20 protein-coding genes are annotated in these 22,649 nt (G+C 46.4%); 6 read left to right on the forward strand and 14 right to left on the reverse strand.

What is annotated here, in order from left to right; genetic code table 11:
- Positions 1-2 precede the first annotated feature (2 nt).
- From nagE to AYO36_RS14865, 3 genes are all read right to left on the reverse strand, one after another.
- Positions 3-1,511: an N-acetylglucosamine-specific PTS transporter subunit IIBC gene (nagE, locus tag AYO36_RS14855; protein WP_064300856.1), complete on the reverse strand. Its 1,509-nt coding sequence runs from the start codon at positions 1,509-1,511 to the stop codon at positions 3-5.
- Positions 1,512-1,724: 213 nt separating this feature from the next.
- Positions 1,725-1,922, reverse strand: a complete 198-nt coding sequence (locus tag AYO36_RS14860) for a CsbD family protein (protein ID WP_023467139.1) — start codon at positions 1,920-1,922, stop codon at positions 1,725-1,727.
- A gap of 157 nt (positions 1,923-2,079) precedes the next feature.
- Positions 2,080-3,282 carry an ornithine--oxo-acid transaminase gene (locus AYO36_RS14865; RefSeq protein WP_064300857.1) on the reverse strand — a complete coding sequence of 401 codons (1,203 nt, stop codon included), beginning with the start codon at positions 3,280-3,282 and terminating at the stop codon, positions 2,080-2,082.
- Between the two features lie 186 nt (positions 3,283-3,468).
- Between AYO36_RS14865 and AYO36_RS14870 the strand changes: the two genes are divergently transcribed.
- Complete coding sequence (locus tag AYO36_RS14870) at positions 3,469-5,496, forward strand: EAL domain-containing protein (protein WP_064300858.1); 2,028 nt, start codon at positions 3,469-3,471, stop codon at positions 5,494-5,496.
- A 57-nt stretch (positions 5,497-5,553) separates the two neighbouring features.
- Here the strand turns inward: AYO36_RS14870 and AYO36_RS14875 are convergent, their stop codons facing one another.
- Positions 5,554-6,951, reverse strand: coding sequence for a basic amino acid/polyamine antiporter (locus AYO36_RS14875; protein ID WP_197484541.1), 1,398 nt, complete (start codon positions 6,949-6,951; stop codon positions 5,554-5,556).
- 110 nt (positions 6,952-7,061) lie between these two features.
- Here AYO36_RS14875 and AYO36_RS14880 point away from each other — a divergent pair, with 110 nt between their 5' ends.
- Together AYO36_RS14880 and AYO36_RS14885 are read left to right on the forward strand one after the other, a co-directional pair.
- Positions 7,062-7,745 (forward strand): MgtC/SapB family protein, encoded by a 684-nt coding sequence (locus AYO36_RS14880; protein WP_050678073.1) that lies wholly within the window; start codon positions 7,062-7,064, stop codon positions 7,743-7,745.
- Between the two features lie 109 nt (positions 7,746-7,854).
- On the forward strand, positions 7,855-9,489 hold the full coding sequence (locus AYO36_RS14885) for a peptide ABC transporter substrate-binding protein (protein ID WP_050678072.1): 1,635 nt from the start codon (positions 7,855-7,857) through the stop codon (positions 9,487-9,489).
- Between the two features lie 116 nt (positions 9,490-9,605).
- Here AYO36_RS14885 and AYO36_RS14890 read toward each other — a convergent pair whose 3' ends face one another.
- Together AYO36_RS14890 and ade are read right to left on the reverse strand one after the other, a co-directional pair.
- Positions 9,606-9,863, reverse strand: a complete 258-nt coding sequence (locus AYO36_RS14890; RefSeq protein ID WP_023467133.1) for a hypothetical protein — start codon at positions 9,861-9,863, stop codon at positions 9,606-9,608.
- Positions 9,864-10,125: 262 nt separating this feature from the next.
- Positions 10,126-11,859 (reverse strand): adenine deaminase, encoded by a 1,734-nt coding sequence (gene ade, locus AYO36_RS14895; RefSeq protein WP_064300860.1) that lies wholly within the window; start codon positions 11,857-11,859, stop codon positions 10,126-10,128.
- A 124-nt stretch (positions 11,860-11,983) separates the two neighbouring features.
- On the opposite strand from ade, the gene AYO36_RS14900 reads away from it, so the two are divergent.
- Together AYO36_RS14900 and AYO36_RS14905 are read left to right on the forward strand one after the other, a co-directional pair.
- Complete coding sequence (locus tag AYO36_RS14900) at positions 11,984-12,523, forward strand: gamma carbonic anhydrase family protein (protein ID WP_050678069.1); 540 nt, start codon at positions 11,984-11,986, stop codon at positions 12,521-12,523.
- Between the two features lie 111 nt (positions 12,524-12,634).
- Positions 12,635-12,820, forward strand: coding sequence for a hypothetical protein (locus AYO36_RS14905; protein ID WP_050678068.1), 186 nt, complete (start codon positions 12,635-12,637; stop codon positions 12,818-12,820).
- Between the two features lie 145 nt (positions 12,821-12,965).
- Here the strand turns inward: AYO36_RS14905 and AYO36_RS14910 are convergent, their stop codons facing one another.
- Entirely contained in the window at positions 12,966-14,549 is a 1,584-nt protein-coding gene (locus AYO36_RS14910) for an ABC transporter permease/substrate-binding protein (RefSeq protein ID WP_029340779.1), read from the reverse strand.
- The gene (locus tag AYO36_RS14915) at positions 14,546-15,673 is read right to left on the reverse strand and encodes an ABC transporter ATP-binding protein (protein WP_064300861.1); all 1,128 of its coding nucleotides are present in this window, start codon (positions 15,671-15,673) and stop codon (positions 14,546-14,548) included. Before AYO36_RS14915 ends, AYO36_RS14910 begins: the two co-directional genes overlap by 4 nt.
- Positions 15,674-15,865: 192 nt before the next feature.
- Between AYO36_RS14915 and AYO36_RS14920 the strand changes: the two genes are divergently transcribed.
- Positions 15,866-16,861, forward strand: coding sequence for a LysM peptidoglycan-binding domain-containing protein (locus tag AYO36_RS14920; protein WP_064300862.1), 996 nt, complete (start codon positions 15,866-15,868; stop codon positions 16,859-16,861).
- Between the two features lie 126 nt (positions 16,862-16,987).
- Here AYO36_RS14920 and lysA read toward each other — a convergent pair whose 3' ends face one another.
- Genes lysA through dapA form a run of 6 tightly spaced genes read right to left on the reverse strand, consistent with a single transcriptional unit; the run spans position 16,988 to position 22,649 of the window.
- The gene (lysA, locus tag AYO36_RS14925) at positions 16,988-18,304 is read right to left on the reverse strand and encodes a diaminopimelate decarboxylase (protein WP_064300863.1); all 1,317 of its coding nucleotides are present in this window, start codon (positions 18,302-18,304) and stop codon (positions 16,988-16,990) included.
- A 13-nt stretch (positions 18,305-18,317) separates the two neighbouring features.
- Positions 18,318-19,376, reverse strand: a complete 1,059-nt coding sequence (gene alr / locus AYO36_RS14930; RefSeq protein WP_050678066.1) for an alanine racemase — start codon at positions 19,374-19,376, stop codon at positions 18,318-18,320.
- Positions 19,373-20,305 carry a branched-chain amino acid transaminase gene (locus AYO36_RS14935; RefSeq protein WP_023467124.1) on the reverse strand — a complete coding sequence of 311 codons (933 nt, stop codon included), beginning with the start codon at positions 20,303-20,305 and terminating at the stop codon, positions 19,373-19,375. The genes alr and AYO36_RS14935 overlap by 4 nt, the downstream gene beginning before the upstream one ends.
- A gap of 25 nt (positions 20,306-20,330) precedes the next feature.
- On the reverse strand, positions 20,331-21,038 hold the full coding sequence (gene dapD, locus AYO36_RS14940; protein WP_029340774.1) for a 2,3,4,5-tetrahydropyridine-2,6-dicarboxylate N-acetyltransferase: 708 nt from the start codon (positions 21,036-21,038) through the stop codon (positions 20,331-20,333).
- Positions 21,025-21,771, reverse strand: a complete 747-nt coding sequence (gene dapB, locus AYO36_RS14945) for a 4-hydroxy-tetrahydrodipicolinate reductase (RefSeq protein ID WP_023467121.1) — start codon at positions 21,769-21,771, stop codon at positions 21,025-21,027. Before dapB ends, dapD begins: the two co-directional genes overlap by 14 nt.
- Entirely contained in the window at positions 21,768-22,649 is an 882-nt protein-coding gene (gene dapA, locus AYO36_RS14950; protein WP_023467119.1) for a 4-hydroxy-tetrahydrodipicolinate synthase, read from the reverse strand. The genes dapB and dapA overlap by 4 nt, the downstream gene beginning before the upstream one ends.

Below are 22,649 nucleotides of genomic sequence, written 5' to 3' on the forward strand. Positions count from 1 at the left end.
CTTTACTTCTGTCGCTTCATCGCATCCGCAACGAATTCGACGTCTGTTCCAATGATGATTTGCACGCTGGTCGCGCCCATCTTCATGACACCTTTTGCTCCAGCCGCTTTAATCGCCGCTTCGTCAATGATGCTTGGATCTTTGACTTGAAGACGTAAACGTGTCGCACAGTTATCAATCGACGTGACATTTTCTGTTCCTTTCAATCCGGCAAAAATTTGAGCTGCTTGTTGCTCATATTTATCGTCTGAATCTGTCAAAACGACTCCCGTGTCTGTGACGAGCGATTCATCTTCACGACCTGGTGTCTTCAGATCAAATTTCGTGATCATGAAGTAGAACAGGAAGTAGTAGACGACCGCGAACGCGAGACCAACCGGGATGAGAAGTAATGGTTTTGTGGCAATCCCGAAGTTCAAGGCATAATCAATGAAACCAGCCGAGAAGGAGAAGCCATGTAAAATACCGAGTAAGTTAACGATGGCCATCGATAGACCTGTTAAAACTGCATGAATGACATATAAAACAGGTGATAAGAACATGAACGAGAACTCAATTGGTTCCGTGATCCCTGTCAAGAAGGACGTCAACCCAAGACCAATCATCGCTCCAGCAACTGCTTTTCGATTTTCCTTACGCGCAGCCATGACGATCGCAAAAGCTGCAGCCGGTAAGGCGAACATCATGATTGGGAAGAAGCCCGCTTGATAAATCCCAGCTGTCGGATCTCCAGCGAAGAAGCGCGCGATGTCACCGTTCGCGACCGTACCATCTGCTTTTTCATATGAACCGAAGACGAACCAGAAAATATTATTTAAGACGTGGTGTAAGCCGACAGGAATCAAGAGACGGTTAAAGAATCCAAACAGAGCAGCGCCTCCTGCACCAAGACCAACCATCCATTCACCAGCACCGTTGATGCCTTGCTCGATGAACGGCCAAACATAACCAAAGATGAAAGCAAGTACGAGCATGACCGCTGATGTAATGATTGGAACGAAACGACGACCACCAAAGAATGCTAACCAATCCGGTAACTTAATGTTATAGAACCGATTGTATAGAAGTCCTGCGACGATACCCGCGATGATTCCACCGAATACCGCCATATTAACGGTCGAACCGAGTGTCGCCTGATTCGCGATCGAACCAAGTGTCGCTCCGTCGACCTTGGTCGAGGAATCATTGACGATCGCAGCGATCGCATCATACTTCGCCTGAATCTGTGCGCTGGAATAATCCTTGTTCATCGAGTCGACGCCATTCTTTAAGACGAGATACCCGATGGCCCCGGCAAGACCCGCTGCCCCACTCGCATCGATCGATAGACCAATCGCGACACCAATGGCAAAAATCAGTGGAAGGTTATCAAAAATAGCCCCTCCTGCTGCTACCATCAACGGAATATCAAGCATATCCGCCGAACCTAACCGGAGCACGATCCCCGCAGCCGGTAATACTGCGATTGGTAGCATCAAGGCTTTACCAATTCGTTGTAGAAACTGCAACATACCTTTCACCCTTTCCTGAATAAAACGATAATGACAGAACAATGTAAACGCTTTTACGTTTTTTATTATTCCACATAAATATCTAAATGACTAGACCTTTATACAAATTATTCATTATCTTTTTTTATTGATATAAAAATTCATTATAGCAGACGCTAAAAACCGGACTAGAGTCATTCTCCAGTCCGGTTTTTCTATTTAATTTCAACGGTCTTAGCGGCGATTCGTATCTTCGAAATTTTGTTGGACGTTTCCGACTGTTTTCTTCGCCTCGCCTTTTACTTGATCTTTTTTACCTTCACGTTCTGTTGATTTATCACCTGTTGCTTTCCCGAGCGCTTCTTTCGCTTTCCCTGCTACTTTATCGACGAGACCATCTACTTTTTTATTGAGACCACTGTTGTTTGACATAACCATTACCCCCATTTAAAAGTTTTTTTTGCGATAGTTGTCTGTTCCCTTGTCACTGATTTTCAAACGTTTCCTGTATCAAAACCGACACTTACCTAAACAAAAACAACAGTGAACGGTCTGTTCACTGTTGTCCAACCTGATTCTATTCTTTTATTTATTGCGCGACGGAGACACCTAATACTTGTTCGATCCGTTCGAATGCCCAGTCCAACTCTTCTTTTGTAATGACGAGCGGTGGTGCAAAGCGAATGACTGTCTCATGCGTTTCTTTACAGAGTAAGCCTTTTTCTTTCAACGCTTCGCAATATGGTCGCGCTGCTTCTGTCAACTCAACACCAATGAATAATCCACGACCACGTACTTCTTTGATCATCGGGTTGTTGATTTGTTTTAATTTCTCCATGAAGTACGTACCGAGTTCAAGTGAACGTTCCGGTAACTTTTCGTCTTCTAATACTTCAAGTGAAGCAATCGAGACGGCACACGCAAGTGGATTGCCACCAAACGTCGAGCCGTGTGAACCTGGATTGAAGACAGAAAGGACATCTTTATTCGCGGCAACACATGAGATTGGGAATACACCACCACCCAGTGCTTTACCAAGAATGTACATGTCTGGTGTTACCTCGTCCCAATCAGAAGCAAACCATTTACCGGAACGACCGAGTCCAGACTGAATCTCATCCGATACGAGCAACACGTTTTGCGCACGACAAACTTCTTGTGCGTCTTTTAAGAAACCATCGTGAGGAATTAAGATGCCTGCCTCGCCTTGAATCGGTTCCAAGATGAATGCCGCTGTATTCTCAGTGATCGCCTGTTTTAATGCCTCAAGATCGCCGTATGGAATCGTCTTGATTCCAGGAAGAAGCGGTCCAAATCCACGTTGGTATTCTGCTTCCGTCGACATCGAGACGGCTGTCATTGTCCGACCGTGGAAGTTTCCTTCGCAAACGATGATTTCAGCATCACCTGGGATTTGTTTGACTTCATATGCCCAGCGTCGTGCTGCTTTCACTGCTGTCTCGACAGCTTCCGCACCCGTGTTCATCGGTAACACCATGTCTTTACCCGTCAATTGTGCTACTTTTTCATAGAAAAAGCCCAGTTGATCATTGTGAAAGGCACGTGACGTCAATGTAATCTTGTCTGCCTGACGTTTTAGAGCCTCGATGATCTTTGGATGACGATGTCCCTGGTTAACGGCTGAATAGGCACTCAGCATATCCATATAACGACGTCCTTCAGGATCCGTAACGAAGACACCCTCCGCCTCTGAGATGACGATCGGGAGCGGATGGTAGTTATGTGCTCCGAACTGTTCTGTCTGTTGAATGATTTTCTCTGTTTGATTCATCGAGATTCCCCCTCATAACTCTTTAGAAAACGCTTTCAATATTATTATAGCAGATTCTTTCACAGAATCTTCATCTAAAAAGTATCCGAGCGAAAGGATTATAGTGCGTAAGAATTGAATATATTGGGAAAAGACAAGACAAGTGAACCGTCATCTCTTTTCATTATAAAGGAGCGTGCGCACGTAATGGACCGTTCGACCATTGATTCCTATGAAGTCGTCATTCAAGAATTCCCTTTACCCGCTTTCATATTGAATACTGACTTGACCATCCGCTCTTGGAATGAGCTAGCCGCAAAGCAATGGGGCTGGACACAACAGGAAATCGTTGGCCAGATCGTCCCACTTCTCGAACGGGAAGACATAGCATTCAGCCAACAGATTTGGCATGCCTTCTTGGAGCGCCGTCAATCTGTCCAATTACCGAATGCCTCCTTGTTGCATAAGACGGGCACTTCTGTAACGTCAACACTTCTTTTATCTCCTTTACTTGATGATACAGGAACCGTTATTGCCGCCTTTGTTTGCTGTTTACCTTCAGCTGAGCAACAAACGAACATGAAACCACTCTTCCAAGGGTTGATAGATTTGCGTCATGCATTCGATCAGATTGCTTCTGTCGCCGTCTTCGATGCACGAGGAACGATCACGTACGTGAATGATCAACTCATCGATGTGACAGGATATTGCTCTGAGATGCTTCTCAACCAGCCTTGGTCACTCATTTTAGATAAATCCAGTTCCGTCGTTTCGGAGATTCGTGCACAACTTCGTGAACGAAAAGCCTGGTCTGGTCGCCTTAGCCTCACTTCGCAAACTGGCGAACGAAAACATCTACAAGCGACGCTCATTCCAATCTATGATGCGAACGGTGTTCGCTTCCAACATTTGTTCATCGGGAACGACATCACGGAAACAACAGCACTTGAAGAAGAACTTGATTTTTTAGTGCACCATCACGAGATGACACACCTATTGAATAAACGTGGATTTTTACGCGAAGGTGAAGCCTTATTCCGCTCTGCTGCGTCGCATGATCCGATTGCACTCATTTTGTTCGATATCGACCGTTTTAAAGTTATCAACGATTCGTTTGGAACACATGTCGGTGATCAACTACTTCAAGCAATGGCAACACGCCTTTTGCAACACACGACAGGCATACTCGCTTTTCATCCGACGAGTGATCTATTCGGTGTCTTACTACCTGCGCCTTCGAGCAATCTGCTCTTCCAATATGCTCGGAAATTACAACAAGCACTGCAACGGCCTTATTATATCAATGGTCACTCATTGATTGTTTCTTGTACATTCGGAATCACTGTCTATCCATCCGAAGCCAAAACACTTGAAGATTTATATCGCCGGTCGGAAACAGCTCTGTATGCGGGAAAATCGATTGGTACTGGAACGATTCAGTATTTAACGCACGAGATGGATACACAATTCACACGGAAAATCCAACTCGAGCGCTCCCTTTTCACAGCACTCGAAGATCAATCCCTTTATCTTGCTTATCAACCAATCATTGAACTTCAGACACAAGCCGTTAAAGGCTTCGAAGCTTTATTACGCTGGAATCACACGGCCCTCGGGAGTATTCCACCAGATGAGTTCATCCCACTCGCTGAGGAAGCTTCACTAATCACACCAATTAATAACTGGGTCATCATTGAAGCTTGTGAACAGCTCGCGAAGTGGCAACAGACAATTGACCCTAAACTGACGATGGCAATCAATATCTCACCGCATCAGTTCCAAAGCGACTCCTTCATTCGTACATTACAACACATCGTAACAGAACGATTGGTATCGCCATCTTCGATTACTTTGGAGATGACGGAAAATATCGCGATTCTCCAGACGCAACGAACAGTCGAACGCATGCACCTCATCAAGTCGCTCGGCTTCCGTTTATCGATCGATGATTTCGGTACCGGTTATTCTTCTTTGCAGTATCTCAGTGCTTTTCCAATCGACGAATTAAAAATTGATAAAGTATTCATTGATGGTCTGGCGACAAATGACCACGCCTTGCTCGATTCCATCATTCAACTTGGTCACAATCTAGAGTTGAATCTTGTCGCTGAAGGTGTTGAGACAGAACACGCGTTAAATTATCTAAAAACGACATCGTGTCAGCACATGCAAGGATTCATCTTCTCTGAACCTCTATCCGTACAGGATGTCGAAAAAAGATTTTTAACACCTTAATCAAAAAAGAAGTCACGGTGGATGAAAACCACCGTGACTTCTTTTTCATAGCGTTTCTTACAATTGAATTTCCCCGACGACCATTCCGTAAACGGCTACTCCTGCTAATACAACAAGGACCATGCTGGCAATCCACTCATAACGTGACATGCCCGTCCGTTGCTGTTCTCGCTCTGCTAACGCATACGCGAGAATCCCTGGAGCATAGACTAATGCCGCGATGACGATGTACCAGATACCCGATGCATAGACGAGCCAAATCGAATACGCAGATGCGATGATGGAGAAAAGCAACATTTTCTGATTGCGCTCTTCTCGCGATATCCGAATGCTATACAACGCTGATAATAAATATGGTAATAACGCACAAATCCCAGCGATACTCGACAGGACAAGATAGGTTTGCGCTGAGAAAAGCGCGATTCCTGCGACGACTTGTGTCGCGATTTGTGTAATCAATAGCGCACCGACTGGAGCACCTTTCCGGTTCGTTTTTGCGAATGCTTTCGGAAATGCACCGTCTTTCGCAACGAGATACGAAATTTCTGATGCGAGAATCGTCCATCCGAGAAGTGCGCCAGATAGTGAGATAATCAAACCGATCATGATGATCGTCGCACCGACCGGTCCAATCGCCGCCTCTAGTACATACGCCATCGTTGGTTCTTTTAATCCAGCTAGTTTTTCTTGACTGAGCACTCCGAGTGATAGGACGGAAATCAAAATGTAGATGACTAATACTCCAACAAGTCCCGTCACTGTCGCTTTCCCGACATCACTTCGATTTTTAGCACGACTTGATAAGACGACCGCCCCTTCAATTCCAACGAACGCCCAAAGTGTGACGAGCATCGTTCCTTTTACTTGATCGAAGATCGAACCGAGTTCTGTTCCCTCTCCCCAAATATCCAAATTAAACGTTTTGATATTAAAGGCAATTCCTACTAGAAGAATGAAAATCAAGATCGGGACGAGCTTTGCGATCGTTGTAATCAAATTGACGAGTGTCGCTTCCTTGATACCGCTCGAAACGAGCCAGAACAATCCCCAAATGACGACTACACTCATGAAGAGAAGGAATATTCGATTTTCTGCTGCGAAAATCGGGAAGAAATAACTAATCGCATTAAACACGAGCGTGATATTCGCAACCGTTCCAATCCACGCCGATACCCAGTATCCCCAAGCACTGTTAAAACCGACGAAACGTCCGAACCCTTCACGCGCATAGGCATAGATACCGCCTTCGAGCTCTGGTTTACTATTTGCGAGATGCTGGAATACTAACGCGAGCATGATCATCCCAATCCCCGTGATACTCCATCCGATGAGAATAGGTCCTGCACTTGCACTTTGGGCCATTGCACCAGGAAGGTTAAAAGCTCCTCCACCGACCATGGAACCGATGACCATTGCAGCGAGAGCAAAGAACCCGATTTTTTGTTGATTCATGATGAGACACTTCCTTTTTCGTATATCTATTACATCTTACGTATATTCATTCGAAAGACACAAAAGTCATTATAACAAATCACCTTTTAAAGTAAAGAAAGGATTTGAGACGAATGAACTGGATCCATGTATTTCAGCTTGAAGACCTTCTAAAACTCCTATTAGCCGCTACACTTGGAATTTTCATCGGATTCGAGCGTGAAATCAAAAATAAACCGGTTGGTATACGCACTAGCCTCGTAATTACCCTGATCAGTTGTCTGTTAACCATCGTTTCCATCAAATCGGTCTTACTCTACCATGACATGGCAACGAATGTTCAGATGGATCCGATGCGTCTCGTCGCCCAAATCATTACTGGAATCGGTTTTATCGGCGCTGGTGTCATCTTACGTCGACCGCATGATATCGTCAGCGGGCTGACGACTGCCGCGATTATCTGGAGTGCGAGCGGAATTGGGATCGCTATCGGTGCAGGTTTCATCTGGGAATCGATTTTTCTAGTCCTCTTTCTCTTTTTCTTATTGGAAGGCTTAACTCGGATAATGAGTCGTATCAACAATAGTCGGTTCGAAGCAAATGTCCTCGTCGCGCATCTGTTACTTCCTTCTGGACTTGATCCAACAGACATCGTTCTTGCTCTTGAGCGTAAAGGTGTACGTATTACGAATATGCGTTTACGTGGTGATCCCGTTCGATTGACGTTACGAATGTATTCCCCGCATGCGTTAACCTTATTCCTACTTTATGACTATTTGAAATCGCTTGGAATTGAGGAGATAGACCTTGATCAGTAAGAATTATCTGAAAATTTATGTTGCATTTTTAATCACTTTCACTTAAATTAACAATATGTTCACATTTTTCTGAAATATTTAACACTAACTCTCGGGGGGTCATCGTTCCATGAATAAACCATCGAAAATCGCTTTTGCTGGACTTTCCAGTATCGCGCTTCTTGCTGTCGCTGCATGCGGGCAAGGAAATGACGAAAACACAAGCGGATCAGATTCGAAAAACAAAAAAAAGGAAGTCACACTCGTTTCGACGACGGATGTACCTCAGCTAGATCCGACGAAAACGACGGACTCGACTTCCATCATCGTCACGAACAACGTCTTCGAAGGGCTGTATCGTCTTGATGGTGATAACAAACCAACACCTGGAATCGCAGAAAGCGTTGAAGTGTCGGACGATAAAAAAACATACACGTTCAAACTGCGTAAAGATGCGAAGTGGTCAGATGGATCGGCCGTCACAGCAGATGATTTCATCTATGCTTGGAAACGTGCACTCAATCCAGAGACAGCAGCAGAATACGCGTACATTCTACAAGATTTAAAAAATGCCAACAAAATCATGGCTGGAGACGCTGAACTTGATGAACTGGGCGTCAAGAAAGTCGACGATCAGACACTTGAAGTCCAACTTGAAGCTCCAGCACCTTACTTCCTTGGTTTGACGAGTTTCCCGACGTACTTACCATTAAAACAATCATTCGTCGAAGATAAAGGCGATAAGTTCGCGACAAGTGTTGATACAATGGTCTTCAACGGACCTTTCGTCCTCGATAAATGGCAAGCGAATGCTGGTTGGACATACAAGAAAAATCCAGATTACTGGGATAAAGCGAATGTTAAGATGGACAAAATCGATGTCAAGGTCGTCAAAGAAATCTCAACTGGCGTCAACCTTTTCGAAGCGAAAGAAGTCGATTTTGCACCAATTACGTCTGAATTCGTTTCGCAGTACGAAAAATCAGATGATTACAAGACGCGTCCAGATGCTCGGATCAACTTCCTTCGCTTTAACCAAAAGAATAAAGCATTGAAAAACAAAAACATTCGAAAAGCGCTCGCGCTTGGTTTTGAAAAACAAGGGATTACAGATGTCATCCTAAATGACGGATCAAAACCTGCAAACTTCATCGTCGCGAAAGACTTCACGTTTACACCAGATGGGGAAGACTTCCGCGCGAAGTATCCGGATCTACAAAGCTACGATGCTGACGCTGCGAAAAAAGCTTGGGATGCTGGCTTGAAAGAACTCGGTGTGAAGACAGTCGAACTCAGCATGCTCTCACGAGATGAAGATGCCTTCAAAAAGGTTTCTGAGTACTTAAAAGGAGATCTTGAGAAGCACCTGCCTGGTTTGACGATCAAAATCAAACAACAACCGTTCAAGAACTTCCTCGAACTCGAATCGAAGGGAGATTACGATATCTCTGCGGCTGGTTGGGGACCTGACTACCAGGATCCAATGACGTTCCTCGATATGTGGTTAACGGATGGAAGCTTCAACCGAATGGAATACTCGAACAAAAAATTCGATGATCTCATCAAGGGAGCAAAACAACAAGCAGATGAAGCGAAACGTTGGTCGGACATGCAAGAAGCTGAAAAAATGCTGTTGACAGAAGACTATGCCATCGCACCAATCTACCAAAAAGGGGAAGCTTACTTACAACGTACAAACATTGATAAATTATACCGTCACCCATTCGGTGCCGATATGAGCTTTAAATGGATGGAAGTAAAATAACCCTTTAAAACATTGATGAACAAGTAGCGGACCTCGTTCCCTACTTGTTTTTTTATTTCCAGACGTGATTCTCAGAAAACAACAAAGACCCCTTCTGACGGAGCCATCGGGGGTCTTTACTGTGCAATTTGTTTATAAAAAGCAATCTCTTCATCCTGTCCTTCCTCAACTGCTCGGAAGAATTCAGCGAAGTAAGCATAAAGAACGGTGCGTTCCTCATACGTCGGTCGAGCTTGACGAATGACGGAGAATGCAAGATTTCGCAACTGACGTTTCGTTCGTCGATGTGTTGGTAACGCATGGAACTGACGCGTGAATGAACGATAGACATCGGCAATCAAAGCTTCATGCCCTTCAAAATAAGTCTTATCCATAATGATGATCTCCTTTCTAATCTTGTTGTCCTATTATTTTCTACGATCCTTCTAGATAAAAGTTTCATAGAAAGTGAGGTTTCTCACAAATGATATAGAACCTACTATAACAAGCTTTCCAAAATGATTCAATATCCAAACTATTAAGTTTCATTAAGGATTTCTAACCGTTTTGTAAAGTGGCTTTTTTTGATTTTAACGTAACTTGATTGACAGAAAAACGGTCTGAGTCCCGGAATGAGACTCAGACTCGCGACGGACATCAGTCTGCTTGTACTGAAATATGCTGAAAGTGTTTTACGTCGAATAATCCACTGTCGGTCAGCTTTAACTCCGGAATGACCGGTAAGCAAAGGAATGACATCGTCAAATATGGATTAAAGGAACGATCCGCCTCTAACACATCGAGTGCATCATTCAATGCTTCGAGTGTATCTCCAACTTCTTGGAAGGGACGATTCGTCATCAGTCCAGCGATTTCAAGCGGTAACTCAGCAAGTACCTCTTGCCCATTGACGGCAATGACTCCCCCACCCGCTTGGACGAGACGTTCCGCAGCCAGTTGCATTTCCTCATCCGACGCACCAACGATGACGAGGTTGTGCGAATCATGGGCAACAGTCGCCGCAATCGCTCCGCGTTTCATCTTGAAACCTTTGACGATACCGACTGCCGAGAAGGATGTGCCGTGATGCCGTTCAATGACAGCGATCTTCAAAAGATCCTGCTCCGGTACAGGCACGAAATGTCCGTCTTGAAGCGGAACGTCGAGAATCAAGTGCTCGGTGACGATGCTTTTTGGAATGACTCCGATCACATGCGCTCGTGATGATTCAAGTGGCAGCGCAAATACTTCCGGCGTAATCGGTTTTGTATTCAATGCACCTCGTAACGATTCTGGAACATGCGCGCGCCGTACTGTTCGGGTCGTTTTTCCTGCTCGTGCGACACACTCACCTTTAATATAAACCTCGTCAATCACGACGTTATCGGCATCGGATAACAGGACGAAGTCCGCCCGGCGTCCCGGCACGATAGCTCCACGATCGTCCAGACGATAGGCATTCGTCGCATGCAACGATGCCATCGCATATGCTGTCTCGCGTTTAATTCCATGACGAATCGCATAGCGGATATTATAGTCGATCGTACCTTCGCGTAATGTATCGTCCAAATGTTTATCATCCGTACAGAAGAGGAAACGGCTCGCATTGCTTTCCGTCACAGCATCGAGTACTTCTTTTAAGTTTCGAGCTGCCGAACCTTCCCGTACTTCGACATACAGACCACGACGTGCTCGGGCGATCGCATCTTCCTTACTGACAGATTCATGATCCGTTCGAATTCCGGCGACACCATAAATGTTAATTTCGCGTGGTCCTAGTCCCGCCGCATGACCATCGACCAGTTTTCCTGCGTCTTCGATCTGTTTAATTTTTTTGAGCATATCGTGATCGGCTCGTTCGACCGCTGGATAATCCATGACTTCTCCCAAACCGTGGACACCAGGATGATCGACGAACGGTGCAAGTGCCGCCGCATCAAGAGATGCTCCCGCGTGTTCAAACGAAGTGGCCGGTACGCAGCTCGGTAACATCATGCGGACATCAAGGGCGAGACCTTCAGCATCGTCTAGCATGAAGGATAATCCTTCCGCTCCTTTGACATTCGCGATCTCATGCGGATCGGCGATGATCGTCGTGACACCTAATGGTAGAATCGCTTGCTCATACTCACTCGGTGGCACCATCGATGATTCAATATGGACGTGGGCATCGACGAAACTTGGTGCGATGAAAAATCCTTCTCCCGGACGATTCTCGATTCCCTCATACCCCTCTCCGACAGCAGCAATATAACCTGAATCAATCGCTACATCTGCTGTATATGTCTCACGTGTCATGACATCAATGACTGAAATATTCTGATAGACGACGGCTGCTTTCTCTTTTTTGGCAGCAATCGCGATCAATCGTTCACGCACTGTTTGTTCCATCCTGTCTCCTCCTGTTGTAAGCGTATTTTTACCATCTTACAATTAGTTTGGAAGCTGTTGCAATTTATTTTTTGTAACGTCAAGATGAAAGAGTATCGATTTAATGTCTGAGGGGGAAAAACGCATGAAATATCGTGTCGGTTCACTTGTTCCAAACATCGATCCATCCGTTTATTTAGCAGACGGATCTAAAGTCATCGGAGAGGTCACGATCGGAAAAGACTCATCTGTCTGGTTCAATACGGTCATACGCGGAGATGAAGGTCCGATTCACATCGGGGAACGCGTCAACATCCAAGATGGTTCGATGATTCATCAGTATGAAGGATATCCGACCATCATTGAAGATGAAGTGACGATTGGTCATATGGCGATGATTCACGGCGGAATCATTCGAAAAGGAGCGTTAATCGGAATGTCGGCGACGATCCTCGATGAAGCCGAAATCGGAGAAGGAGCATTCGTTGCTGCGGGGAGTCTTGTTCCGCCAAAAATGAAGGTACCTGCCGGCGCGATGGTCATGGGTGTTCCTGCAAAAATCGTCCGGGATATCAGTGACCATGATCGATTCATCATGGAACGAACAGTACGGAAATACGTGAAACGAGGTCAGCAGTATGCTGACAGTTGTGAAGCTATCACAGAGGATATGACAAGTTTGTGAGAACGTTTACAAAGTTCACAGGTTCTTAATACCTCCCCTCTTCCGTCTTTACAATTCTTTCGTACACTAGAGGTGTAAGAGATGAATCAAGACACAGAGAGGGGATTTTACATGATTCCAGTATACGAAGAACGCATCATGTCTGATTTGTTTTCATCTACGAATAACCCAAGTTACGGTTTGCCGACGTTACCCGAATCAGAAACAGATTGGTTGACAGTCGAGATTCAAGCACGTATCGTTAAAGATGCCGAGCACCGCCTTGGAACATTAAACCGAGAGGAAGAACGTGTATGATTCAGCAACGCACTGTTCGCGCTTGGCTCGCTAGTCGCATCAAAAAATAATTTAATCACTTGATTACGTATTTTCCAAAACGATATAGCGCGTCAGCGCGCATACCAAAAGAGCCGAAGCGGATTCCCGCCTCGGCTCTACCTGTTTATTTTGAAATTAATCCTTCTTCGATCAAGAAATCACGCGCGACTTTTTCAGGGCGCTGTTTCTCGACATCTGCTTTGTAATTCAATTCTTGCATCTTCTCATCCGTAATTTTATCTTTTAACGTGTTGAGGACTTTTTTCAGCTCCGGATGTTCCTCAAGTGTTTCTTGACGAACAAGCGGTACCGCATAGTATGGTGGGAAGAACTTTTTATCGTCTTCTAGCACTGTCAAATCGAATTTTTGTAACAAACCATCTGTTGAGAAGCTATCGATGACGTTCGTTCGACCATTCGTAAGTGCTGTATAACGGAGTCCTCCATCGACTGGTTGTACATCTTGGAATTTCATGTCCGGGTACTTTTTCTTCAGACCAAGGTAACCATCTTCTCGGTTCGCGAATTCGATTGTTGATCCGAGAATCAAACGATCACTGACTTTTGACATATCTGATACCGTCTTCAAGTCATATTTTTCGATATCTTCTTTCGTCATGGCAAGGGCATACGTATTGTTGAAACCGATTGGGTCAAGGACGTCGACCTGACTTTTTTCCGGAATCATCTTCCCGACTTTTGCATAGACTGTTTCCGGATCCGTCTCGACGTCTTGCTTGAGAACGTCGATCAACAAAGTACCTGTGTACTCGACATACGCGTCGATTTCCCCTTTTTCAAGCGCCCCGTAAGCGACTTTTGTTCCGCCGAGGTTCAATTGACGTTCGACTTCTAAATCCGTTTTATCTTCGATTAAATCCGCTAACATATTTCCGAGAATCAATTGTTCCGTAAAGTTCTTCGATCCGATGACGATCTTATCTTCCTTGAGGAAAGAGTAAGCGACCGTTCCACCGATTAATAAGAAGACGATACTTGCAATCGCGATCTTACGTCCAGCTGGCATCGCCTTACGACGCTTCCGTGCCTTATTCTTGATCCGACCATCTGCAAGTGGAATCCCATTTGGCGCCACGGAGTATTCAATCCGACTGACGACGAAGTCGATGACGAGTGCTAAAATACCGGCTGGAATTGCTCCGGCAAGAATCTGGTTATTATCAACTGTTTGAATACCTGAGAAGACGAGGTAACCAAGACCACCGGCACCGATGAATGCTGAGATCGTCATTAAACCAACAGCTGTAACGGCTGAAATTCGAATCCCTGCCATCATGATCGGCAAGGCAAGTGGAATCTGAACCTTACTGAGGATTTGCCGATCCGTTAAACCAATTCCTTTAGCTGCTTCGAGCGTGTCCCCTGGAATGCTCGACAGACCCGTGTACGTATTTTTAACGATTGGCAAGAGTGAATAAAGCACGACCATGATGATCGCTGGTGTCGATCCGATACCAATGAACGGAATCAAGAAACCAAGTAAGGCAAGACTCGGAACGGCTTGCACGACACTCGTCAGCGCAAGGACAGGTTTCGCGAACTTTTGGTAACGGGTGATCAGAATTCCGATCGGAATCCCGAGAACGACCGCGATGACGACGGCAAAGACCGTCAGCTGTAAGTGCTCTAGCAATAAATCACCGATCTGATCGGTATTATTTTTTACATAATCAAAGAATCCGTTCATTGGACTTCCTCCTCATGAATGAATTGCTCACTCAAGACGGAAAGTAAGCTACTACGTGTAATCAATCCTCTGAGTTTTCCTGTTGCATCCGTTACTGGTAGATAACCAGTCTCTTCCTGATTCATGACTTCAAGAACATCGAGTAATGAATCGTGTTCATTGACGGCGATGATTTCGCTCTCCATCACTTCTTCGATCCGTTGGCTCTTATCCGGAATCGTCTGGATGTTCTTCAACTTAATCAGCCCTTGTAAGACGCGGTCACGATCGGTGATCAACAGGCTGTCGACTTTGCGTCCACGCATGATTTCAATTCCCTGCAACAACGTCCGTTTGCCACTGATTGAAACTGGGTCCTCGATCATGATATCTTCTGCCTTGATGAATTCTGGACTACTCCAGATTTTATTTTTTCCGATGAACGATTCGACATATTCATCTTTTGGATGACGCAAGATTTCTTCTGGAGTATCGAACTGGACGATTTCCCCATCACGCATGATACATATCCGATCCGCTAACTTGATCGCTTCATCCATATCATGGGTGACGAAAACGATCGTCTTTTTCACTTCTTCCTGCAAGTTAAAAAGTTCTTCCTGTAGATCGTTACGGGTAACGGGATCGAGTGCACTGAACGGCTCATCCATCAAAATGACATCAGGATCATTCATTAAAGCTCGTGCGAAACCAACACGCTGTTGCTGCCCACCACTGAGTTCGCTTGGATAACGATCGATGAATTGCTTTGGATCAAGCCCGACCATCGTCAACAGTTGTTCTGTCCGTTGATCCATCTCATCGTGGTTCTTCCCCTCAAGCCCAGCAATCAATTGAATGTTTTCCCGGACCGTCATGTGAGGGAACAAGCCGGTTTGCTGAATGACATATCCCATATGACGTCTTAATTCGATCGTGTCCGTCTTCATGATGTCCTTCCCGTTGACCAAAATCGTGCCTGAAGAAGGTTCGATCAGTCGATTGATCATCTTAAGTGACGTCGTTTTCCCACAGCCACTTGGTCCGATGAAAACAACGAGTTCACCCTTTTGAATCTCGAGCGATAAGCCTTTCAAGACGACATTGTCCTTAAACTGCTTACCGACGTTTTTGAATTCGATCATTCCTTCTCACTCCTTTTTACTATTTCCATATATTATGGTTTCCCAAAAAGATTACGGTTTAAACAAATTTTCTGTAATTTAGTTTTATTTCTTTGCAAAACGGGAATTTCTTAGTTCTTTTTTTAAAATAAAGGGAATACCTTAATAAAGAGTACTTGTAAAGCATGTTTTTGATGAAGGAGGTACTAGACGATGAACATCAAGAAACCTACCATCATGATGATCGGATTACTTCTCCTTAGTCCACTTTCGATTCCTTCACAGGTTAATGCGGCGAGCTCTACGTTCGTGACGAAAGGAACGACGACACAAAAAGTCGTCGCATTGACGTTTGATGACGGTTCAGATGGGACGAACATTGCAAAAATCTTAAGTATCTTGAAAAGTAACCAAGTGAAAGCGACTTTCTTTTTGACAGGCAGTGGTACAAACAATCATCCTCAATCGATCAAGAACATCACAACCGCCTCTCCTACACACCAAATCGGCAATCACTCGTATTCGCATCCGGATTTTACGACCTTAACAGCAAGCCAGATGACGAGTGAATTATCCCGAACAGAATCTCTCATCCGGTCCTTGACCGGAAAAACGACGAAACCAATTTTCCGAGCGCCGTTCGGTGCAAGTAATAGTAACGTATTGAGTGCAGTTGGGGCTGCAGGTTATACGAAAACGATTCAATGGAATATTGATACGACGGATTGGAAAGGCATCTCTTCAACAGCCATCTTGGATCGTGTATTACCAAAAGTCGTTCCCGGATCGATTATTCTGATGCATACCGGTGCTGGTGCGAAAGGAACACCGACCGCCTTGCCGACGATGATTTCAAAACTAAAAGCAAAAGGCTATTCGTTCGTCACGATTTCAGAACTGTTACGGTCACCGACTTCAACCGGTACGACGTATACCGTCAAAGCTGGCGATACACTCTATTCCATCGCCCGCAAATACAACGTCTCGGTCTCTGCCCTCGCGAGTGCGAATAACATCACGAACTGGAATCTGTTGAACGTCGGTCAAGTCTTGAAAATTCCAACAACGACTTATACGGTTAAAGCCGGTGATACACTTTACTCGATTGCGACACGATATGGTGTCACCGTCACAGCATTGATGCAGGCAAACAACATTACGAATCCGAACCTCTTGCTCGTTGGACAAGTCTTAAAAATTCCAAAATGAATATGCTGATCGCAACAAAAAAAAAACGATCCCTCTCTATTCAAGAGAAGAATCGCTTTAGATCGTATGCATGAAACCGGCGCGATAGCGTCGGTTTTTTTGTCCTCTAGTTTGACCCCGCACCTCTTACGACTCTGATCGGACCCCATTGATTCCAAGATCACACTGAATCAAATCCGCATACGTTTGTCGACGGACGACTTCACGGGATTCCCCGTCCCGGACGAAAACGAGTGCCGGACGTAAGAACTGGTTGTAGTTGCTTGCCATCGAAAAGTTATACGCTCCTGTCCCAAAGACAGCAAGTGTATCGCCACCGTTCGGTGTAACCAACTGTGCTTTTTCAGCGACGAGATCCCCTGATTCACAAGCTGCTCCAACGACCGTCACTTCGGTCGTTTCGCCACTCATCCGGTTAGCGATGACCGTTTCATACACCGCACCGTAAAGTGCTGGGCGAATGTTATCTGTCATTCCGCCATCGACCGAAAGATATGTTCGGACGCCTTCGATCTCTTTGATTGCCCCGACCGTATACAGTGTCGTTCCTGCATTCGCAACGACCCAGCGCCCTGGCTCGATCCCGATGCGCGGACGTTCGATGCCGAGTCGCTCCGTTTCCGTCTCGATGACATCCATGACGCGTGCAATCGTCGCTTCAAAATCAAGCGGATGATCGTCCTGTGTATAGGCAATACCGAAGCCACCGCCAACATTAACTTCGCTGACTGTGAAGCCATGATGCGCACGAATCGTTTCGACGAAGCCCATCATCGTCCGAGCCGTCTGTTCGAACAGTGACGGATCTTGGATTTGCGAACCGACATGACAATGGATGCCGAGTAACGACAGATGTTCCGATGCTAAAATCGCTTCGATTGCGTCCAAGTAATCTGACGCATGCGTCGAGAAACCGAATTTCGTATCGACACCACCTGTCTGAATTTTCGCATGCGCTCCCCCGATGACTTGTGGCACGATCCGGATCAGGACATGAACCGTTTGAACGGCTTGTGCCGCAATCGATTCCAGTTGTGCAATCTCTGCAAAGTGATCGATGACAATCCGTCCGACTCCTTCCTCAACGGCATACTGAAGATCAGCCGTTGATTTATTCGAACCATGGAAATAGATTCGTTCTGCTGGAACCCCGGATTGACGGGCGATGAAGAGTTCCCCGCCTGTGACGACATCGATTCCAAGACCATGACGAACGACTTGTTCATATACGGCACTGACAGTCAGTGCTTTTGAGGCGAAGGAAGCATACGTGTTCGGATACTTATCAAGGAAGTGTTCCCGGACGGTCGCTAATCGATCCTTCAGCTCCCGCTCTGCCATCACATACAACGGTGTTCCGTACTGTGCTGCAAGATCGGTCGCTGCGACACCATCGATGTGCAACGTATTGTTTTCTTCTGTCAGGTATTGACTTCCATACATAATAAGTTCCTCCTTATAGATACTGATGCGTCAAACGCCAAGACCGGGCACACATCTGCTCTGAATTGTTCGCTGCTCCTGTCCGAGTAATATCGTCAATTTCAACGCCATCCCCGTATAGCACGACCTCGTCTCCGACCTCAACCGTCCCATCGACAGCGACGAACGTATGACTCATGAATAATTTATTGATGACCGGATAAGGTTTTTCTTTAATATGAACAGGCAGAGCGGCACGCCCACGGACGACACCGTCTCCATAGCCGACTGGTAAGATGGCAATCCGCATCGGTTCTGTACTCGTAAAGTTCGTCCCGTACCCAACGTGTTCACCCGGTCCGATTTCGCGAATTTCAACGACCTCCGTCGTCATCCGTAGCGAAGGAACGAGCCAGTCCATCTTTTCAATCGGTGAATAGCCGAATAAGAAGATTCCAGGGCGGACATAATTACAAAATGCGAGACGCGGATCGTGTTTGACGATCGTCGCACTGTTTTCCGAGTGCATATACGTAAACGTATGGCGCTTTCGTAACACATCGGCAATGGCGACGAAACGTTCGACTTGTCCATCGTGATCCGCATCCGGCTCATCGGCAAGCGGAAAGTGTGTATATAAACCTGTTAAAGCGAGCGAATCTGCTTGCGCAAGCGCAAGAACAGCTTCCGCCTCTTGAAGCGAACTGACACCAAAACGATTCATCCCGACGTTGATCTTCAAATGTAACTCGATTCCCTGCAGCTGTTTACTGTTTAGGGCGAGCCATTCTAGCGATGAGACACCGAGTGCAATTCCGAAACGTCGTGCTGTTTCAAAATCCTCCGTCGGATTCATCACCAGTACATAACTGTCTGGAAAATTCGTTTTGATTTCAATGGCTTCATACAACTCGGCGACAGCAAAGTGATGCACATCAGACGCCATCAGCGTTTCGACCATCTCTAGCATGCCTAAGTTGTACGCATTGTTCTTGACCACGGCAAAAATACGTTTACGTGACCGAGCGAAGACCGATGCGACGTTCTGTCGCACCGCCTTCCGATCGATCGTGACGAGTGTACGCGTCGTCATTCTGCGACAGCTGGTGTCACATACGTCAACCAATCCGCATATTGCGGCAATTGACCTGTGACGGCTTGACGGTAAAGATCGAGCAACTCATCTGCGACGTTCCGTGTTCCGCCGTTGATGGAGATATGATCGATTTCACCGACACTCGTGATTTCAGCAGCTGTTCCTGTTAAGAAGATCTCATCTGCGACATATAACTCATCGCGTCCGATGTGACGTTCGACGACAGGATAGCCTTGATCTTGCGCCAAACGGATGATGACTTGGCGTGTGATACCGTCGAGTACTGAACAATCAAGTGACGGTGTATGAATCGTTCCGTTTTTAAGAAGGAAAAGATTCGCAACACTCGCTTCACTAACGTTTCCGTTCATGTCGAGCGCGATTGCTTCATCAAATCCATCACGGATCGCTTCACCTTTTAAGAGTTGTGAGTTCATATAGTTCGCAGCCGCTTTCGCTTGCATCGGCATCATCGTTGATGAGACGCGGCGGTATGATGCGACTTTGGCACGGATGCCAGCACCTTTATCGAAGTATTCCCCAAGCTCCCAGCAAGAGATGCCGACATGAACCGTCGTATCTTTCGCCATCAATGCTTGCCATGGCGTACCGAGGAACACGAATGGACGGATATAACACGATTCAAATCCGTTTTTCGCAACTAGATCAATCGTCGCTTGGACGAGTTCATCAACCGTATACGGAATCGTGACGTGATAATACGCACAACTGCGGAAGAGACGTTCGATATGTTCCTTCAATTGGAAAATCGCCGGTCCGTCCGGTGTCGCGTAAGCACGAATTCCTTCAAAGAATCCACTACCATAGTGAATCGCATGTGACATGACGCTTGTGTTCGCATCTTTCGGATCATGAAAGACTCCATCTAACCAAATTGCTTCTCCATACTGTGTATCCACTGCCATGTGTTTTCCTCCTCTTCGACGTCAATCAGAGTGAACGTAAATCATCCACCAATTGCGTCTTCTCTTCTGTTTTCGCATCTTTCTGTTTGATGACACGTGCAGGTGTTCCAGCAACGACGCTTCCAGCAGGTACGTCTTCTGTGACGACACTACCAGCAGCGACGACGGCATCTTTACCGACTTTCACGCCTTCAAGGATGACTGCATTCGCACCGATCAAGACACCATCTTCAATGATGACAGGTGTTTTTGAAGGTGGTTCGAGGACACCCGCGACCACGGCACCTGCGCCGACATGAACGTTTTTCCCGATCGTCCCACGTGCACCGACGACAGCGTTCATATCAATCATTGTACCATCTCCGATTGATGCACCGATATTGATGATCGCACCCATCATGACGACCGCGTTATCGCCGATGACGACATGATCACGAATCCATGAACCTGGCTCGATACGCGCATTCAAGTGACGTGTATCAAGCATTGGTACTGCACTGTTGCGACGGTCATACTCCACGTGAACATCCGTGATGCGATCTGAATACTTTTCTAAGAAAGTAGCCGCAAGTCCTGCATCCGCGAAGAAAATCTTTGATTCATCTGATCCGAACGCTGTAGCGCCTTCGATCGTCAAGCCCGCCAAATCGCCGTTGACGTAAAGTTTTACGGGTGTTTGTTTTTTAGCATCTTTAATGAATTTAGCAATTTCGTAAGCATCAGTGAGTAACATGTGAATCCTCCTGTGTGTAGAGCGTCTCTAATGTATAGAGTCCCGCTGTTTTTTGAATGAGTGCCTCAGCTGCTTTGATCGCACCAGAAGCAAATACTTTTTTCGATAATGCCGTATGTTTGATTTCAATCAATTCGTCGACACCTGCGAATAAGACTTCGTGTTCTCCGAAGATCGTTCCACCGCGCATCGCGTGCATCCCGATCTCGTTCGTCTCTCGCTTTTGCCGCGTCTGTGACCGGTCATATACCGGTGTGACGTCACGTGCCGTCTGAATCGTTTGCAATAACAACTCCGCTGTTCCGCTTGGCGCATCGACTTTTTGGTTGTGATGTTTCTCGAGCAATTCGATGTCGTACGCTCCTGCTAGTGGTACGAGTGTCTTCAGCAGTTGCTGCACCATCGCGATGCCGTACGACATGTTGTACGACTGGAAGATCGGAATTTCTTTTGCGGCGTCCTTGATCGATGCCAGTTCCGCCTCCGAAAAACCAGTCGTCGCGATGACGAGTGGTGTTTTTGTCGCCAGCCCATATGCGAGCAGATCCGGTAGCAAACTCGGATGCGAGAAGTCGATGATCGCATCGACCGTTTCTGACATCTCCGTTAGCTCGGCATATGAAGCGATCGTATCGGATGACTTCGTCCGGTCAACGATCGCTACGACACTTTGTGGTGCGAGTTCGACGACGTATTGTCCTGTCGCCCCATAACCGTGTAACGCGAGTTTCATCGAACCACCCCTTTGTAAGCCCGCATCGTTTCGAGTAAGTGGGCGTGCCCCGCTTCCGATTGACGGACGAGCGGCAAGCGCGGCGCACCGACAGCAAAGCCGAGTTCTTCAAGAGATGCTTTAACTGGAATCGGATTGACATCACTGAACAAGGCACCGATGACCGGTAACAAGTCTGCCTGAATCCGGCGTGCCGTGACGAGATCTTGCGCTAGTAACGCCTCAGCAAGTGCTTGTGTCTCTGCCGGGTACGGGTTCGAAAGAACTGAGATGACGCCTTGTGCCCCCCATGCCATGTACGGCAGGATTTGATCATCATTTCCACAGAAGACCGCGAAATCTTCCGGAATCGCCGCCATCAGTTCACCCATGAAGCTGACGTCTCCACTCGCCTCCTTAAACGCTTGGATTCGTGGATGACGTGCTAACGTCACTGCTGTTTCGACTGCGATCGCAACGCCTGTCCGCGACGGAACGTTGTACAGCATGATTGGTAATTCGGTTGCATCAGCGACCGCCGTGAAATGTGCGACGAGACCCGCTTGCGATGTTTTATTGTAGTACGGTGTGACGAGCATCGCTGCGTCCGCACCGAGGCGCTCTGCGAGTAACGTCTTCTCGATTGTTGCTGCCGTGTTGTTCGAACCCGTTCCGGCAATGACTGGTACTCGTCCTGCCGTGATTTGAACGGCAGTCGTCAGTAGTTGTTCGAATTCCGTGTTCGTCAGTGTCGAACCTTCTCCTGTCGTTCCTCCGACGACAAGCGCCTGAATTCCTGCTGCGAGTTGTTGCTCGATCAAGCGTTCGAATACGTGTAGATCCAACTCGCCTGCTTCATTAAATGGTGTGACGAGCGCTGTACCTGCTCCTTTGAACAT

The sequence above is a fragment of the Exiguobacterium sp. KKBO11 genome (assembly GCF_001644945.1).
Classification (GTDB): Bacteria; Bacillota; Bacilli; order Exiguobacteriales; family Exiguobacteriaceae; genus Exiguobacterium_A; species Exiguobacterium_A abrahamii.